We start from the raw sequence: 18831 nt of genomic DNA on the forward strand, positions 1-18831 counted from the left end.
TAAATGAAAACCTCTCGGCTATGTATAATTTAATCCTAATTTGGTTGTTGTTGCATATCTTTTATTTTTAATAATGCGGCATTCACTTTCCCCAAAATTTGCTTAACATCTGTGTTGATATTACATCTAAACAAACCTTTAACCACTGACAGAAACTCCATATTAATTCTTAAATAGTCATATCCTTGGTCAATAACACTATTTAGTCTTTCCAATACATATTCCCAAAATTCTTTGCTTAAAAATTCATTCCTTAATTCCAATAAATCCTTTTTGTCATCTACCTGTCCATAAATTTTTTCGTAATATGGATTTACCAGCCAATATGCAACTTGAATAGGTCTGTATCTTTCCAGAGTATCATAGTCCGCTATTGTTTTATCTCCAATCATATCATTGAATAATGCCCCAAAACATTGATGCTCCTCAGACGAGCGTATTACACGTTCATAATATTTTTGATACCCATGAATAAAACGATACATCTTTTCAGTTTCGCTTTTTCTGGATAACATATGCACTAACATTCCCATATCTAATATCAATTCTTTTGCAAAAATTTCGTCTTGAATCTGTTCGTCTGGATTCCCCTTATACCTTCCGTGGGCAATTTTATTGCGAATCATATTGTTAAAATAATACATAAAATATTCAACCGCTTCTGGATAGATGTCGCTCTTAACTTCTTGCAAATGTCTAATCTTATCTTTTAAAACAGCATTTGAATAAATATCCATTTTGGAAAAACGTAAAAATGTTGTTGTATCCTGCAAATAATCTGCAAACATTCCTTCTATCTGTATTGGCAAGATGTTATTAAATACTTCATATTCACCTTGCTTATATAATTCGACTGCTTTTAGTAAAACGCGTTTTCTTTCTCGAAGACAAACACTCGATTCCAACTTATCTTGTAATTCCTCCAACAGTCTATAATCTAAAATCAACTTCTCCAAAGCGGCATTGTAATTAACAGAATTACTACTTTTATATAACTGTAAATCATCAATTTTAGGGATCTGTTGAATATAATTTTTATATTCATCTATTGCCTCATCATCCGATTTCGTATAACAAGAATACCGATATTGCTTTCTTGCATTTTCTAAGATAACATATATTTTCACTTTGAAAAACAGAGCATACGGTCTATCTAAATCATCTTCCGCTATATCTACATAATCCCGATATGATGAAAAAGAAAAATCCGCACCGTAAGAATCTTCTTTACTCAATTTCAAGGTTTCCTGTTTTTTCGCATTTTCAACGCTCTGCATATCTTGCATATCACAGAAATCTGACAACTTTGAAGTTACATAGTCAATTACAAACGTCAACATTTCTTTTCGTGTTCTTAAAGAATTACATTTCGAACTAAGTTCATAAAGTTTTTGTTCTTCAGTAGATATATCTCTCATAAAAGAATAACTTGGCGTGGCATTTTTTATTGCATCAGCAGAAGTCTTTGTTTGAGTAAGTTCTGTATCTATTTTATTTATCTCTGTTTGAAATTTTTGCATTACCACGCCATATTTCTGAACAAATATTTCATCATATTCTCTTTCAACATCAGTCCACACTTCAGACGGTAATTTTTTGAAATACAAAATTTTACACAATGCAACATAATAATCTTCCTGAGTTATACATTCCACATTCCTTGGTTTTATAGTTCTTATCACTGCATTTAATAAATGAGTGTCTGCATTTTCAACCTCATTTAGTACATGATTATAATACAGTTCTCCCAATTCCTTCATAGATGTCTTTGTAAAAATTTGATTGTCCATCCAATCATCTAATTTTTTTGTTATATATTGAAAAATATTATCACATATTTTTTGCTTTTCATCTGCTGTCATATCTGAACATCTCCCTGTTTTTTTATTATTATACTATATTTGCGAGAAGTTTTCTACTTGTGTGACTATGTAAAAGGCGGCATCAGCTCAACGCCAATGCCGCCTTTTACAAAATCAAACCGATATAAATTTTCGCCTTATTTAGATATTGGGATTACATTAACAGCGACAAAGTATTTACCCTTGATAAAACAATTACTGACTTTCACTTCTCACTCAAAGCTATTTGCAACTCGGCTAAACGTGTCTGTATTATTTTTTTGAATTATTTCATTCAATATTTTCCAATCAGATGACGAAAGAATATCCTTAAGTCTTCTACAAATAATTCGATATAAGTTTTCTTCAAAAGTCAACCACTTCTCATCATAAATAATCTGGTCTCTTGCAGAATTTAGATTCAAGTCACTATTTACACCAATATCCAGTCTGAAGGAAAAAGGAAATGGTATTTTAAGGACTGCTTTCGACATCCTATTCGAATAATCAGGAAACAAGTTGTAAGGAACTTCTATTCCATGTATAGATAATGAGGCTTTGGATTTAAATCTTTCCGACCATGATGTATTTGTATCAATTTCACCGTCTTCATCTACTGAAATGCTTGTTGATGTTTCTGTAATACAATTAGTTTTATATTTTATATTTGAAGACAGGGTATAAATCTCACCATCAATTTCAACATCTTTTGATAATATTTCAATTTCCTCTGCTGGCAAGCCATTTTTAGTAAGTATTCCTATACAACCTCTCCCTTTAAATCCATACTCTTCACAAGTCAAATCAATATCTATTTTACGGATATTTTTTGTATTATTCCAAGAATAATCTAATAAAGGTTCTAAATCTAAATCATCAAAATAATCACTTGAATATAATTCGCTTCCTTTGTTTGTTTCAATCTCAATTTGTACTGCTGGATTTGGCACAATGACTTTTATACACTGCATAAATTCTTCTTCATTCATTCTATCCCACGGATGCACTGGACGTAATGTTAATATAGTATCCGTTCCAGGTTCTTTTTTATCAGAATCCGAAATAACAAAAAGACTTTCATAACCTTCAATCGATATATGCAATGCTTCATCGCACTCGAATCTTTCTCTAATTCTCCTAGTTGTCACTTCCATAGAGTCACATACCATAAAACATGAAAGAATGCCTATACCAAATCTAGATATCGGAGTGAACGAAGATTTGAACGAAACCATTAACTCACTAAATTCTCGAGAAGAATAATATGAGCATCCGACATTGGTGTAATAATTATCAATTATATGCTGGTTCATGCCAACACCATTATCACTTACTCGCAAATAATCAACATTATTTTTTGTATATAATGACACCTTAACTTTAGGGGTGTACTCTATTCCCCATAACTCAGAGAGTTTTTGTCTAAGCAAACAAGCATCAATGGAATTTTGTAACAGTTCACGCAATGCAACTTCTGGCTTACCATACAGCTTAGTTCCCATTAACAAATCAATTATTTGTTTCTTACTTAATGAAAATTTTGTGTCATGGTAACGATAAATAGACTTTCCTGATATTATATCTTTTTTAGCTTGTATTTTTCTTCTATCTACTTGAGGTGGCAATGGAATTTTATAGACCTCCACATCAATATCCATTCCCTCATCTGATAGATTAGACAAAATAACAGTGCCATTCCTCAATTCTTCATCAATTTGATCGCAAAAAGCAAGAATAGTCGCTTCAATTGCAGGGTGTTCGCACTGAGCCGAAAATAAAAGTTTTCTGGGCGATATTGTCCATGCATTTATACTTTGATGCTTTTTCCATTCACTCAACGATACAGGATTTTTTACAGCTAGATGAGAAAACAGAACAGAAGGTGTTCTTTTAGGGTCAAAATCAATTATATCGGCTAATCGTAATACTGTTGCCACAAATGGAATACACAGGTATTCATCTTGACCACAGACTCTAAAGGTTTCCATTTGGAGTAAATATGTGTAACTTTCATTATGGCTAAAACAAATCGTTGCCAAATCCTCCGTTAAATCTGTATCTTGGTATACTATTTCCCCTGCCCAATACTTTGCGATAACTTCCCTTGCACGAATCGAATGAGTTGTTCTTATATATTCAGTAACAATATAATCTTCAAGAAGCTGCGCTTTCGAAAACTCTTGTTCTGTTTCAAGCCGTTCAATGTCAGCTAATTGATGTGTATACGTTAGACGAAAACGAGCAAACTTTTCTCTTTCTTCTTTTAATTCCTCGTCATATTCTGTCTCGGGAAGTTGATTTTTCCATGCTAATATATGCTTTTCATCAGGAGCCATACCTATATCATGTAGGAATACTGAAACAATCAACATGAATAAGTCTGGCGTAGATAATTTTCTCATGTTCTCTTGCGGAATAAGTTTTCCAATAATAGTGAGCATATTAAAAATATGAGTATCATCATGCAGGGTGAACTCAGGCATATTTTTAATCACTGTCTTTAGGCGTTCAACTGCAAAAGTACCAACTTTCGCTACAAGAGCCAATACTTCATGTTGATTATTCCTTTCACAATTATCTTTTAATTGCTGATAAACTACCGACTTATTTAATTGATTTTGCAAATATTCATTCATATAATATTCCTTTCGTGCATTTAACGGCTAAAATTCATAGCAGTATCACAACGTATTTTTCTTATCATACCATATAGATTAAATTTTTTCTATCTCTACTACTATGTAAAAAGACGGCATCAGCTCCACGCCAATGCCGCCCATTCTCGGTTATAGTATTCCTGCCTTTTTGAGATACCCAACGCTGTCATAGCACCCTCTGAAATAGATTGCTTCCTGCTGCATATCGCTGAGCCTGTTCCGAAGCTCCAAAACTTCTATCAAAGCCTTACACTCCTGCTCGGATAAATCACTCGGCTTTTCCGTATCCAAAACTGCCATCACTTTGGGATACTCCTTGTAAAGTTCCTCAATTTTTTCCTCTACGGAGCGGTATTCTGGATTTTCTTTTGGCAGCTTTGCAATAACGGAGCTTAGATATTCAGCAAAGATGTTGCTATGCACATCAACAAAGGTTTCAAATCTGAAATTATCAAGCACACCTTTCACCTCCGACATTTACTAATCTACACCTATTATACTTCCCAGAAATCAGCAATACAAATATGCAAACCGCATTATCTCTCCCGACTTGCACATTTTCTTTCGGGCTGTTCTTCTGTCTGCTCTGGCTCGGTATCCATAACGGAAGTATCTTTTTCATTCAGATTCAGCTCAATGTTAAGAGTGTTCAGCCGTTCTGTTTTTTCTTTCAGCTCATCTTCAAAGGCAAAAGGCTTCTTGATTTCCTCCTTTGCGATTTCAAGCTGTGCGATAGTTTCCGCCTTTTTGGTCTTGGCAGCTTCCAGTCTGGCGAGGAGCTTTGACAGCTCGTTCTCAATTCGGGTCAGATTTCCGAGAGCATCAGAGCCTAAATCCACCTTATGCTTTGCCTTTCCGCAGAGGTTCATACAGTAATGGGCGTTGACGGTATCATAATAAATCTCCATTCGGAAACCTCGATAGCTGCCGATTTCGGTAGGTGCAGACATCGGATAATCCTTGCAGATTGCAAGAAGCATTTCGCCTGCGTCTGCCTTTTCGGTGTAGGTCACGCCTTTTAGGGTCATCGGGCAGAACTTATCCTCGCCCTGCGGCTTGTGCTGCTCGGCAAGAGCTACATCATTTTCATAGCCTGCAATGCGTTCCTCATACTCCTTAATGGTCTGGGGATAGTATTTCAGCACCCTGTCCTCAAGGTCGTAATGTTCGGAAAGATAACTCTGCTTTAACACTCGGAGCTTGGAAACCTGTATATCCAAATCCATCTTTTCCTTAAAACGGGCATCGCCTGTGGCAAGCATTTTAACCTCCGCAAAGGACAGGGCAACCTCGTCCACATCTTCGGCAGAGCGTACAGGGCTTTTGCTCGTCATTATCTGGCTGATAAATTTCTGCTTGCTCTCCACCAACTGATAGAGGTAGGCATCAAAAGTTTGCTCGGTCACATAGCGGTAAACCTCCACCTCTGGGAACATATTTCCCTGCCGTTCAATACGCCCCTGCCTTTGTTCAAGGTCGGAAGGACGCCACGGACAGTCAAGGTTATGGATTGCTATGAGCCTGTCCTGCACATTCGTACCTGCTCCCATCTTAGGAGTAGAGCCGAACAGCACACGGACTTCGCCGCTTCTGACCTTGCCGAACAACTCTTTTTTCTGTGCATCGGTGTTCGCTTCGTGGATAAATCGTATCTGCTCCGCAGGGATACCACGGGCTATCAGTTTCTCCCTCATATCGTCGTAGACATTGAAAGTGCCGTCATTTTTCGGGGTTGACAGGTCGCAGAACACAAGCTGTGTCGCTTTGGTATCGGCGTGTTCCTCCCAGATGCGGTACACATTATCCACGCAGGCATTGACTTTACTGTCTGGGTCATCTGGCAGCATCGGGTCAATTATCCTCTGGTCAAGAGCCAGTTTCCGCCCGTCATTGGTTATCTTGAGCATATTGTCGATGTTCGGCTCGACAAGCCTTGCCCTGACTTTCTCAGCCCGCTTCGCAAGGGAAGCTACCATCTCGGTCTGTATCTCGCTCGGCTTGGTCTTAATATTGTGGTAATTGACCGTTGGCACAGGGAGCTTTAGCATATCGGCGGTCTGTATATCCGCCACCTCACGGAACATCTGCATCAGCTCTGGCAGGTTATAGAACTTGGCAAACCTCGTCTTAGCTCGGTAATTCGTGCCTTCGGGTGCTAATTCCAGAGCTGTAACCGTTTCTCCAAAGGTAGAAGCCCAACTATCAAAATGCTGCAAACCGTTCTGTGCAAGGGTATCATACTGCAAGTACCTCTGAACGGAGTACAGCTCAACCATTGAATTGCTAACAGGCGTACCCGTTGCGAAAACCGTGCCACGGTTGCCCGTGATTTCATCCAGATAGCGGCATTTCATAAAGAGGTCGCTTGATTTCTGAGCTTCGGTCTGGGCGATACCGCCTACATTTCGCATCTTGGTGTAGAGGTACAAATTCTTATAAAAATGGCTCTCATCAATGAAAAGCCTGTCAACGCCGAGCTGTTCAAAGTCGATGACCGTATCCTTACGCTTGGTGTCGTTAAGCTTTTCGAGCTTCGTCTTGATTGCCTTTCGGGTTTTCATTAGCTGTTTGACCGTGAACTGCTCGCCTTTGGAAGCCTGCACATCGTCAATGCCACGCTCAATATCATCAAGTTGCTTTTCCAACTGCTCCCTCTGGCGTTCTATGCTCATCGGGATTTTTTCAAACTGCGAATGCCCGATAATGACTGCGTCATAGTCGCCTGTGGCAATCCTGCCGCAGAACTTTTTGCGGTTTCCTGTTTCAAAATCCTGCTTTGTTGTAACAAGGATATTTGCACTCGGATAGAGCCGCAGATACTCGGAAGCCCACTGACCGACAAGATGATTCGGCACAACAAACATAGATTTCTGGCATAAACCGAGCCGTTTGCTTTCCTGTGCGGCGGCTACCATTTCAAAGGTTTTTCCTGCTCCAACCTTATGGGCAAGAAGCGTATTGCCGCCATAAAGGATATGGGCGATAGCGTTGACTTGATGGGGTCTTAGTGTGATTTCTGGACTGATACCTCCAAAAGTGATATGGCTTCCGTCATACTCACGGGGTCGCACAGAGTTAAAAGTGTCGTTGTAATAACGGACAAGGCGGTTTCGCCGTTCTGGGTCTTTCCATAACCAATCCTGAAACGCCTGCTTGATGACTTCCTGCTTCGCCTGTGCCGCCGTGGTTTCCTTTGCATTGAACACCGCTTTTTTATTGCCGTGTTCGTCATACACATAATCAAAGATACGGGTGTCACGCAGGTTTAAGGTGTCCTCAATAATACGATAGGCGGAAGCCCTTTTCGTACCATAGGTGCTGTCTGCCTTTATATTCCCCATATCGGAGCTTTTATTCTCTATGAACCAGTCACCGTTTATCGGGGTGTATCGTACCTTTAATCTTCCTGCGGCATAACTTGACGGAGTTAAAAGCTCCATCACAAACCGCTGTATATCTTCCTGCGGTATCCAAGTCGCACCCAGACGGACAGAGATTTCCGCCGCCGATAGGTCTTTGGGAATGACCTTCTTCAAGGCTTCCACATTAACTGCAAGCTCTGGGTCATTCTTGGCAGCAAGCTCCGCAACCGTCAGCTTGTTTCGGACATTTCCCGACAGATACTCGTCTGAGGCTACATAGGAAACAGGCTCACAGTTCGGTACTTTGAAGATAACACCTTGTAAATCCTGCACAAGCTCAGCCTGCGTTTTGCCTGTGAGCTGCTCCATATAAGGCAAATCAACACGGGCTTTCTCTCCGATAGAGAGGGCGAGGGCTTCGCTTGCGGTTTCAACAGAGGTAATCTCACGGTGGGGCTTGATAGTCCGCTTCGTGAACATATCTGCCTTCCGTTTGAAGTTGCCCTCATCATCAAGCACCTCCAGAGAACATAAAAGGAAGTAGCTCTCGTCTGAAGCAAAAGCAAGATAGTTTCCTCGGCTGTTGATTAGACCGTATTTTGCGGTATAAACATCATACAGACGGTTGAGGTTTTCCTGCTCGGTGCGTATCATTTCCTCTGGGTAATCCTCGGTCTGATACTCAATGAGCTTACGCACACAGTCACGGATTTGGATAAGCCCTTTGATACGGTTTTCTGCGGTCATCGACACAGAAGCAGGTTGCATACGGTCATTCTCTCGGAAGTAAACCCTGCCGTCCACCAGAGTAAAAGAGAAGTTACGCACATTCGGGTCAGCAGGAACGGAAAGCTCCTGCTCATCAGAGATTTCATCAACCCCATTATCAAGCTCTGGGATTTCGCCGTTTATCCTCTGAACTGCATTGGACAGAAACTCGGAAAGTGGTATATCCTTACAGGCTTTACAAACAGGCTCAAAAGTACCAAAGCGTGTGCTTTCCATCTTTATTTCGCCCAACACCATTTCGGGGTGTTCGACAAAATATCTGTTCATCGTAACACCGTTTTCGTCCGTATCAAGGTGTACCCAGTCTGGCTCTATATCCATCACTCGCTCACGCTTTTGCAGGATAAGAATATCGCTCGTGACCTCCGTGCCTGCGTTTGCCTTAAAGGTGTTGTCAGGCAGACGGATAGCACCTAAAAGCTCGGCTCTCTGGGCGATATACTTGCGTACCTCTGGACCTGCTTTATCCATCGTACCCTTTGAGGTAATGAACATCACAACGCCGCCGGCACGGACTTTATCCAGAGCCTTTGCAAAAAAGTAGTCGTGTATGAGAAATTTCTGGGCGTTGTATCGGCTGTCATTGACCCTTATCTCCCCAAACGGCACATTGCCGAGGACTACATCAAAATGGTCGTCTGGGAGATTCGTTTTCTCAAAACCCTCAATGGCAATGTTCGCTTTTTGGTAGAGCTGCTTTGCAATCCTGCCTGTGAGAGAGTCGATTTCCACACCGTGAAGCTTGCTGTTTTGCATACTTTCGGGAAGCAGACCAAAGAAATTGCCTGTACCGCAGGACGGCTCCAAGATATTGCCCTGTGAAAAGCCCAGGCGGTCAAGTGCGCCATACATCGCCCTGATAACAACAGGCGGCGTATAAAAAGCGGTCAGCGTTGACTCCATAGCGGCACGGTATTCCTCTGGGGAAAGGCTGGCATATAGCTCCTTAAACTCCCCCGCCCACGCCGCATTGTGTTCATCAAATGCCATAGAAAGACCGCCCCAACCAACATACCGAGATAGGACTTCCTGTTCTTCAGGTGTGGCAAGGCGGTTTTCGATTTCAAGCTCGTGCAGCAGGTTGATTGCCACCATATTGTTACGGAACTTTTCTTTTGCTCCGCCGATACCGATGGCATCATCGGTAATACGGAAATTATGACGGTCTGTGGCAGGAGCTTCCGTTTTTTCTTCGGGTGGTAATTCGGTTTTTTCCTGTTCCAATAGCTTTTGGATATATTCGATTTTCTCCACTCGGTTTATCGGAAAACCCACATTGTTCTGGAATGTGATGTCACGCAGGGACACATCGCCGCTGATTTTCCCGATGCTCTCAATAAGATATTTACGGTTGTCTATGATGATTTCCCTGCCTATGAGGTCGTCTGTGGATTGCTCCGTTTCAATGGCAGGAGCTTCTGAGCCATTCAGTTTATCGGCATACACCTGTGGTTTTTCTTCGGCTTCCTCGGCTGTCCTGTACCAATCACTTTCGGTAGCCATAATCTCATCAAGGAACTTCTCGTCCTCTTGGGTCAGCTCGGTGTGCTGTTCCAAAAATGGGATAAACTCATCTCTGCCACGGAGCAGGCTTTCTCGGTCATCTCCATATAGCTGTTCGCCCTTTGGCGATAAGGCATAATCGTAAAAATTCTTAATGTGGGCAATTAAATCGCCCTCACCATCGCCAATATCAAACCGCCCTTCATAGTTAAATTTCTCGCCGCCGATAACAGCCTTGATAACAAAATCTGTCTTGTGATACCACCCGATATTTTTATCGCCCTCACGCTCACGGTGCTGTTTCTCGTCCAAAATACCAAGCAGCTTATTACCCAGAGCAAAGCTCAAATCCGTATAGCGGTCATTAAGCTGTCTGTCATAAAAGGCAGGGTGTTCGGAAAAACCGATAGAAAACTGTATTCCGTCCTGCTTTTCCTCGGACGGTGCTTCTGTCCTCTGTTTCTCGGTTACGACCACCTTCAGATGGTCGTTTGCAGGATTTTCCGTTAGCTTTTCTTCAAAGTCAGCTCGGCTGTATTCCTGCCCCAAGATAGGGAACTCGGCATTTTGCAGGTAGACCTTTTCCTCAGTAAGTGTTGCAATCTCATATTTATCCGCACCGATATACACCACATCGCCCTCATTGTAGAGGTAGCAAAATGGGGGCAGCTCCCTTAATTCCTCGGTAAACTTCCACCCATTACTGCGGCTGAAAACTGAGGTCGTTTTCCATTGTACCTGTGCAAGAAAGTCTATGAGCTGTTGAACGGTTGAGGGGTCGGACAGATGCTGTTCCATTTGCTCGGCGGTAACATCTGCAAGGTCGCTTCGTTCCACAACAGATAACAGGTCTTTTTCGTACCTGTCCAAGTCACGGATAAAGTCAGATAGCCGCAAAGCAAGGGTATCCCGTTTGTCGGCAGGCGGCAGGTCACGGTGGGCGTCAATAAAACGCTGCCTTGCTATTTTCCTCTGGGTGTCAATCTCATATTGGGGAGCTGACATGCTCTCCAGATAATCGGCATAATGGTCTTTTTCTTTCGGATTGAGATAGCGGTTATCCTTAATCATCTCACGCAGACGCTTTTCAACCTGTGACCATTTCAACACAAGGTCGTGATTGGTATAAGTGCCGTTTCGGTCAATGGCAAGACCTTTGCTGTCATGCCAAGAATGACCGCTGAAACCATCGGGGAAGATGTGCGTACCGCCGCCCGTTCCATACTCATTTTTAAGGAACTCAATATTTTTCTGTCTGTCCTCGCCCTTTTGGAATTGGCGGTAGATACGGTATTTTCCGTCCGCAACGCCACTGCCTTTCTGAAGCACGGAGTCAATATCTTCTTTGGAAATAGTAAAAGCAGAGGCATTTTCGTCCTCTGCTTCGGCTATCATTTCGATTTGTTCATCTACGGTTGGAAGATTGACCCTAACCTCATCCTCTTTGGCAACGCTTACTTGTAAATCAGTTCGGTCAGTATCACTTCCTCCGCTTGACTGCGGATGTTGTTCATCATTCCGACCCACTGCATCGGTGCTTTCTCTTTCAGTTCCTCTGTCACGCCCTGCTCGGCTGAGAGCTGCTTCGTCAGAAGCTCCAACCTCTGGAGTGCTGTCTGCTCTACCTCGTGCAGATGCCCGTTCAGCCTGCCCGATGTCAGCAGATTGAGATAGGTCACTCGCTTGTGCTTCTCCAGATAATCCCTGTGCATCAAAGCGTACCTGCCAAGCGGAAGCTCTGGCTCTGTCGGTAATGTTAGGTCGGGAATAAGATAATCCCCCTGTCTGCTGTAAGTGATTTCGCTCATTGTATTCGCTCCTTTCGGGTTGTTGTCTGTCTTTATCATACTGAGCCTGCGTTCTTTGTGCAAAGGTGCGATTCTGGTCTTTTTCCGCCATTTGCACATTTCGGATAGACTGTGAGATTTCCCGTAACGCCATTTCCGCAATATCGCTCGTGGCAATGCCGATGGCGTTTATCGTTGCAGGGGTATTGAAATTTACAATATCCGCAACATCATCACGGTCAAAAAACTCATTCGTATCCAGACCGCAGCGGCTGATCAGCATAAAAGCAACGCTGTTTGCTGCCAGCCGCCTGTAAATGACTTCTATATTAAAGTCATCCAGTTCTTCCAAAAAGCTGTCTTTCGTGCAGTCCTTTAACTGAGAAAAATAGTCTTGCAGATTGTCCTCCACGGCGTTCTTTGCCGTTTCCATTAAGGCTGAAGCAAGGTCAGTGCTTTCCACATCTCCAAACCTGTCCGAGAGTCTTTCCATAACAGCCTGCTCGTATCGCTCATCCATCTGCCATATTGGAACAGGGCGGCTGCCATAATAGCCCTCGTGGGTGTCGGACACATCAAAATAGTATTTCAGCGTATTCCTGCGACCTTTCGGGTCAAATACGGCAATACCCTTGCTGTCCTTATTGACCCAACGCTTGAACTGCCTGTTCCAAGTTTCGAGCTTCGCAACGGCGACAGCATCGGGGCGTTGGGCGTATATTAAAAGCTGTTCGTCAAAACGGCATTTATAGTTGCGGCAGGCAGAGGACAGAAAGCCCTGCCACGCCTGCGGATTTTTTGCAACCGCAACGCCTGTACGCCGATACAGCTCTGTGATTAGCTGATACTTCGCAGCCATTCAACCTACACCTCCTTATCGTTTTTGTTTCAAATATTCCTGTTTGCTCACTCCGCACCACCGCCAAGAAAAGAAATGACCTTGTTCGATTTAATGCTCTTTTGCAGGTCATTGATGAGAGTAATATCCGCAACCGTGATGCCCTGCATAGAAAGAATATCGTCCATAGTCATAGCGGCAATCGCTTTTTCATCGGTAAAGCCTGCTTCCAAGACCTTATTCAAGACCTTGACGGCTTTCTGATTAACAGCCATATTCTAAATCCTCCTTATCGTTCTAAATCCTTGTGCTTCGGTGTTTTCTGCGGCGTTTGTTCCGCAGATTTCGGCTCATAGGTCGCCCCGTTTTTCTGCATACGCTCGGCAAACTCGCAGATGTGGTACAGATTGCTGCCGACTTCGGTATGGTATTCATCAATAAAGCGGCAGGGATACTCCCGTTTCTCTCCCCAAGAGGTCGTGACAATGACCTTTCCGCCGTCTGGGATACGGAACAGTTCTTTATATTGAGGGTCAATAAAGCGGATACCTCATTCCGCTTTCTGGATATGCTTATCAAGCCATTCCTTCACATAACAATAGCAGTAAAAATTATAGTCGCCTTTGGTGGGATTGCACCGAAGCAGAAAAGCGTGTTTCTCCGTATCTACACGGAAACCGTACTCAGTACAATAGTTGCCCTTTATCGCACTTTCTGGAAAATGCCTTGCAAACGCACTCATATCATAGCGGTTATGCAAAAGCCCTTTATCCTCCCGTAAAGCATTGATGACCGTATCAAGGTCTGCCTTAAATTCGTCAGATTTCCATTGGGGTCTGGTATCAAACCAAGTGGTGTAAAAGCCATAGCCCGTTGTGGCAAAGTCACCACGCAGATGCCCGATAGTGCCTGTCTGCCCCTCAAGCTGCATGCTCTGGGCATAGGTGTATTTCTGTTCTGTCGGGGTTAAAGGTCTTGTCTTTATTTCATTACTCATTCGGCTGCTCCTTTCTTTCCTTTTTCTCTTTCTGCTCGTCTAAAATCTTGCGGATACAGACATCGCAGAAAATAACTGACCCATCCTTATATCGGGGATAAGGACAGGTCGTGCAGTCATATTTTATTTTATCGCTCACGGTCATCACCGTTTTTCTGCTTCTGGGCAGGCTGATTATAGGGCATACGGCACTCTGACTGGTATCGTTCATTCAGCTTTTGCCGTGCATCATCAAGCTCATTCGTGTAATAACCCCAGAAATAATTTGAGCCGCCCTTGCAGTACCAACACACATAAGGGTTGGGTGCGTTGGGATTGTGACCGATGACAAGCTCTGTACTCCCGATAGTACAGCTCTCAATGATTTCATAGTTCTGATTGGAGCGTTTTTCTTCGTCCATAAGCACCTCTCTATTCTTTGGCATAACGCCGATAGGCTTTTTCGCCCGTGGCTCTCATTTTTTGAACAGGGCGGCTCCCTGCAAGCTCTGGATACCGTGCCTGCAGCTTGCGGCGTGTCCTGCTGACGCTCTCAAAGCTCGGCAGACCGAGATATTTGTGCTGCGTCATTATCTCTGCAAGCGGCATTGCCCCTGCATCCTTCAGACAGGCATTACAAAGTGCAAGATATAGCACCATATCGTCATTTCTGGCATCTTCATTCTTTTCCAGAACAGCCCTGACTTTCTTTTCAATGGTTTTAAGGTTTTTCATTGTTACCTCCATAAAGGAAAGGGCGGCATCTTTCAGCCGCCCAAACCACTTACTTATTCTTTCTGTTACGGATATTCAGCCATACCGCCGCACCCACAATGAACACGACAAGCACGATTGCGATAATGGTTTTAGCGTCCATCAATTAGTCCTCCTTTTTCTTCTTTCTGTTCTTATAGCCGACAAATCCGAGAACGCCTGCACCGACAACAGACAGAGCTGCAAGGCTTACCCATAAGCCCAGATTGAAGTCATCGCCTGTTTTCGGGGTATCCCTGAACTCATTGTGCATCTGCACGATAGCCGTAGCGTCCACCTTGACCGTTGCCTGTTTATCGGCAGGCAGGATATATCCTGCGGAAGCCTTGTCGCTTACTTCGGATACGGTATAGTCACCAATCCGCAAGCCCTCAATCACGATTTCTCCGTTCTTATCTGTCTTAAAGGTCTGGTCATAGTCCACGCCTGTCACACGGAAAGAGAAGCCCTCCACCTTACCGTCAGAGGAAGTCTTTACGATTTTAAGAGAGCCTTTCTGTGCTGCATTGATAAATCCTACACCCGCCTTATTTTCCACGGTGTAGGTCTTGCCGTTCTCCTCAACGGATACGGAATACACATTTTCATCAAGCACAAAGCCTGTCGGAGCTTTGGTTTCCTTTACCAGATATTTGCCGTAGCGGAGTTCACTCATCTGGTAAACGCCGCCGTCAAGTTCTTTCATTTCGCCAAGCAACGTATCGTCTTTATCCAGTTTCCCATCGCCATTGGTATCGGAGTAAACCTCAAATACCGCACCAGACAGCTTGTTGTCGGGATAATCCTCATCAACCTTTGTCAAAACGATATTGCCCTTAATGAAGTAGTTGACAAGTTCGATTTCCACAACTTCGTCCACCTTGCCGATAGTCACGGCGATTTCTTCCTCGGAGAGTACATATCCCTTCGGGCTTTCGATTTCACGGATTATCCAAGTTCCATACGGTACTTTGGCAAAAGAAAAACTACCATCATCTTTTGATGTGGTAGCTGCAATCGCATTTTCCTTTGTAAACTCGGTAGTTCCTGTCGTAAAGATACCGATAACTGCACCTCCCAGAGCCTTTCCGTCCTCATCAGATTTCTTACCGCTTACAGAGCCGTAAATAATGTCATTTGTGATAGCTTCGCCCTCATTGGCTGTGATGCGGACAGTTTCGGTATCCTGTCCTGCGTATTCAAAAATAACAGGGTATTTTGCATCACTGACAATATATGCGGAATTGGTCGAGATTTCCTGCACATAATAGCTGCCCATCGGCAGGTCGCTGATTGCTTTCCCGTGACCGCTTTCATCAAGGGAAATGACCTCAATCAGACCGTCCACAGGAATGGTCTTTCCGTCTGCGGCTGTGAGTTCCTCTGCCGCATACAATCCAAAGGTCACATCAAAAATTTCCCCGTTCTTGCCAATGCCGTAGGCATCATCAATGGCAAGGCTCTTGATGAGGTCGATTTCAACACGCTGTCTTTCATTATAGAAAGAAGTAGCCGTTTCCGTTACATCAACATTCTGTCCTGCATACACAAGCTCAACAGAATGGACTTCCTCATTCAGCACCATTCCATACGGAGCTGTGATTTCCTTAACCTCATATTTTCCGAGATACAGTTCTTTGGATTTTGCTGTACCGTCCTTTCCTGTCGTAACGGTATCCACAACCTCTCCCTTGTTTGCTCTGACCGTTCCGTCCAGAGTGACAATATCCTCGGCTGCGGTAATCTCATAGACTGCACCCTCAAGACCGCTGACAGAGAAAATCGGCTGATACAACCCCTTATCGCCTGCCACGGAGCTGAATACCTCGCCAGACTTTTCTACAGTAATTGTGCCTTTCTGTGCCATATTGGAACGTACTACCTCAATAACGGTAATGCCGCTTTCTTCCTCAGAGTTTTCCTGCACCACATCAAAATAAACAGGCTCGGAATTTAAGACATACCCATACGGGGCTTGTACTTCCACAAGGGAATAGCCTTTGCCGTATTCCAATGTCTGCGGTGTGATAAGGTCGCCGTCTGCCGTAGTATAGAAGGTGTCAATGGTCGTCACTTCGGGATAAGTGAAAGTCATAGTCACAAGATTTCCATTCGGGTCGTAAATCTGGAAGCCTGCACCTGCATACGGGATTGTATTGCCTGTTTCTGCATCTTTCTTTACAATTTTGATATAGCTCTCAAAGTTAGCGTTGTTGATAAGGTAGCGGTAGGTCTGACCGTCCTTGCTGATAAACACATCAAAGTCTTTCATCAGTTCACGCCCCTCCCAACCAGAGGTCTGGCGGACGGTATAAATGCCATACGGCATATCCTTTGTCTGGGCAAAACCGTTCTCGTCACATGTCAGCACATCACGCTCGGTTTCCTTTGCATTTTCATAGCTGCCTGCGGATTTGAGGAACACTTCAAATACCGCACCTTCTTCGGGTGTTTCAATCTGGGTTTCCCCGTTATCCGTATGCTTGATGAGTGCGATATTGCCTTTGATGACCTGTTCATTCACATCGTTTGCGGTACTGTTCAGCTCTACCGTGTATAGCTCTGGTTCTGCACCTACCTTGTGTATTGCGGTATCCAGAAGATACCCCTCGGACGGGCTGATTTCACGGACAGTCCAATCATTATCACAGATATAATACTTGGTCGTAAACTGACCGTTTTCATCAGTCGTGTAGGTGTCAATCAGTTCCTCACCTTTATAGATGCCGTAAACCGCACCTGCAAGGGAAGCATTGCCCTGCGGAGAACCTGTTTCTGCATCGGTCTTTGTCACAGTCACTTGGAATTTCTTCAATACATTATCGAAGCTGCGTTTTGTGACCTTGTTCCATTCAATCGGAGCTGTCTGGGAAGCAGGAACAACATAGCGGACTGCGGTATCCACTTCCTCAACCACATACGGGGTATCGCCGCTGATAAGGACATTTTCAAACTTTGCCAGACCGTTTTTATCAGTCACGGCATACTCGTCAACAGGCAAGCCGCTTAAAGATGTGCCGTAAAGGTGGAATTTCATTCCCTCCACCAGATTGTCCTCGGAAGTCTTGACGATTTCCAGACTGCCACGCTTCAAAGTATTGCTGAAGGTCACAGTAGAGGTTTTTCCTCCAATAAGGGTCACGGTCTGGGTTTTCTGCGGCTCATAACGGTCAATGGACTGTTCTGTGACGGTATAAGTGCCAGGGAATAATCCCTCCACGGAGACAGAGCCGTCCTTTCCTGTCTTAACTGTCTTATCGAAGTTATCACCTTTGATTGTAAAAGAGATGCCCTCCACAACTCCGTCCTCCGAAGTCTTTTTGAGGGCAATCGTGCCTGTCGGCGTTTCGATATTGATATATGCAGACACGGTATCAGCATTCTCCACACCTGTTACCAAGTCCTGCAAGTTCGGGTCGCCATAGGCAATGAGCTTTGCACTGCTGCTGACCGTCGGCACATTGTTCCTCTTTGCCGTAATGCGGACAGAACCGCTGATAGCTACGGTGGAGCTGATTGTCAGCTTATTTCCAGACTTCGATACACTCACATTGCTGTCAGAGCTTGAAAAGCTGTAATCAGAAAGGATGCCGTTGCTGTCTGTCAATGTGATGCTATACTTTCCGTCCTTGTAGGCAAGCTCCTTTGTGATGTCATTCTTACCGCCCGACATAAAGCTCGGAATGGTGTTATGCTCACGCAGCATTGCAACAATCTGGTCATACACTGCCCTTGCTCCGCTGTTGGCATAATTTGAACCGAAGTGCAGGCTGTAAACGGTAGTGCTTGTCTGGTTATATGAGCCTGTGGCTTCACGGCAGCCTGTGACAAACTCCCAAACGAGTGTCTGCGTGGCAAGCCATTTTTCATCATCACTTCCTGACAGATTATTTCGGTTGCCCTGATACCCATAGAGCAGGGCAAGCCCAACCGCCTTTTTCTGGTTGGCTGAAAGGGCGTTCCAAGTATCAGAGGAAGCCTTTTTTAAGGTGTTTCCTGTTTTCAGCGGTACTCCCGGCTGAATACAAAACGCATTCTCGCCATCCACAAACATACGGTACTTGTAATTTCCTGTTCCGCCTGCGGTATAGCCGCCGATATTCGCACTGGAATTGTACCTCATCGTATTACCGTTGCTGTCATAGGTGTGGGAAAAGGAAATCGTCCCGATGTCACCCGCAGCAAACGCCGTCGCAGGCATTATGGATAATGCCGTGACCGCAGCCATTACAAAAGCCGCAGCCTTTTTGAACAATTTAGGGATTTTCATAGTTACCTCCTGTAATTTGGATTGAATATTTTGCCTTACTGACCGAAAAAAGCTG

Annotated in this window: 10 protein-coding genes; all 10 read right to left on the reverse strand. The window is 43.9% G+C overall.

The window, feature by feature from the left end; translation table 11 throughout:
* Positions 1-35: 35 nt before the first annotated feature.
* The gene (locus C9914_RS01580; RefSeq protein WP_106762909.1) at positions 36-1862 is read right to left on the reverse strand and encodes a hypothetical protein; all 1827 of its coding nucleotides are present in this window, start codon (positions 1860-1862) and stop codon (positions 36-38) included.
* A 212-nt stretch (positions 1863-2074) separates the two neighbouring features.
* Positions 2075-4477 carry an HD domain-containing protein gene (locus C9914_RS01585; protein WP_106762910.1) on the reverse strand — a complete coding sequence of 801 codons (2403 nt, stop codon included), beginning with the start codon at positions 4475-4477 and terminating at the stop codon, positions 2075-2077.
* 150 nt (positions 4478-4627) lie between these two features.
* On the reverse strand, positions 4628-4957 hold the full coding sequence (locus C9914_RS01590; protein WP_242972033.1) for a DUF6664 family protein: 330 nt from the start codon (positions 4955-4957) through the stop codon (positions 4628-4630).
* A 77-nt stretch (positions 4958-5034) separates the two neighbouring features.
* Complete coding sequence (locus tag C9914_RS01595; RefSeq protein ID WP_306373295.1) at positions 5035-11547, reverse strand: LPD25 domain-containing protein; 6513 nt, start codon at positions 11545-11547, stop codon at positions 5035-5037.
* Positions 11548-11606: 59 nt separating this feature from the next.
* A complete protein-coding gene (locus C9914_RS11695; RefSeq protein ID WP_306373296.1) occupies positions 11607-12059 on the reverse strand; it encodes a TnpV protein in 453 nt (150 codons plus the stop codon).
* Between the two features lie 786 nt (positions 12060-12845).
* Positions 12846-13052 carry a hypothetical protein gene (locus C9914_RS01600; RefSeq protein WP_006857236.1) on the reverse strand — a complete coding sequence of 69 codons (207 nt, stop codon included), beginning with the start codon at positions 13050-13052 and terminating at the stop codon, positions 12846-12848.
* Between the two features lie 275 nt (positions 13053-13327).
* Positions 13328-13774, reverse strand: coding sequence for a hypothetical protein (locus tag C9914_RS12055; protein WP_456238919.1), 447 nt, complete (start codon positions 13772-13774; stop codon positions 13328-13330).
* A gap of 128 nt (positions 13775-13902) precedes the next feature.
* Positions 13903-14199 carry a hypothetical protein gene (locus tag C9914_RS01615; RefSeq protein WP_330377985.1) on the reverse strand — a complete coding sequence of 99 codons (297 nt, stop codon included), beginning with the start codon at positions 14197-14199 and terminating at the stop codon, positions 13903-13905.
* Entirely contained in the window at positions 14186-14488 is a 303-nt protein-coding gene (locus C9914_RS01620; RefSeq protein ID WP_106762915.1) for a hypothetical protein, read from the reverse strand. The genes C9914_RS01615 and C9914_RS01620 overlap by 14 nt, the downstream gene beginning before the upstream one ends.
* A 145-nt stretch (positions 14489-14633) precedes the next feature.
* A complete protein-coding gene (locus C9914_RS01625) occupies positions 14634-18776 on the reverse strand; it encodes a SpaA isopeptide-forming pilin-related protein (RefSeq protein ID WP_106762916.1) in 4143 nt (1380 codons plus the stop codon).
* Positions 18777-18831 lie beyond the last annotated feature (55 nt).

Source organism: Pseudoruminococcus massiliensis (assembly GCF_900291955.1).
In the GTDB taxonomy this organism is placed as follows: domain Bacteria; phylum Bacillota; class Clostridia; order Oscillospirales; family Acutalibacteraceae; genus Pseudoruminococcus; species Pseudoruminococcus massiliensis.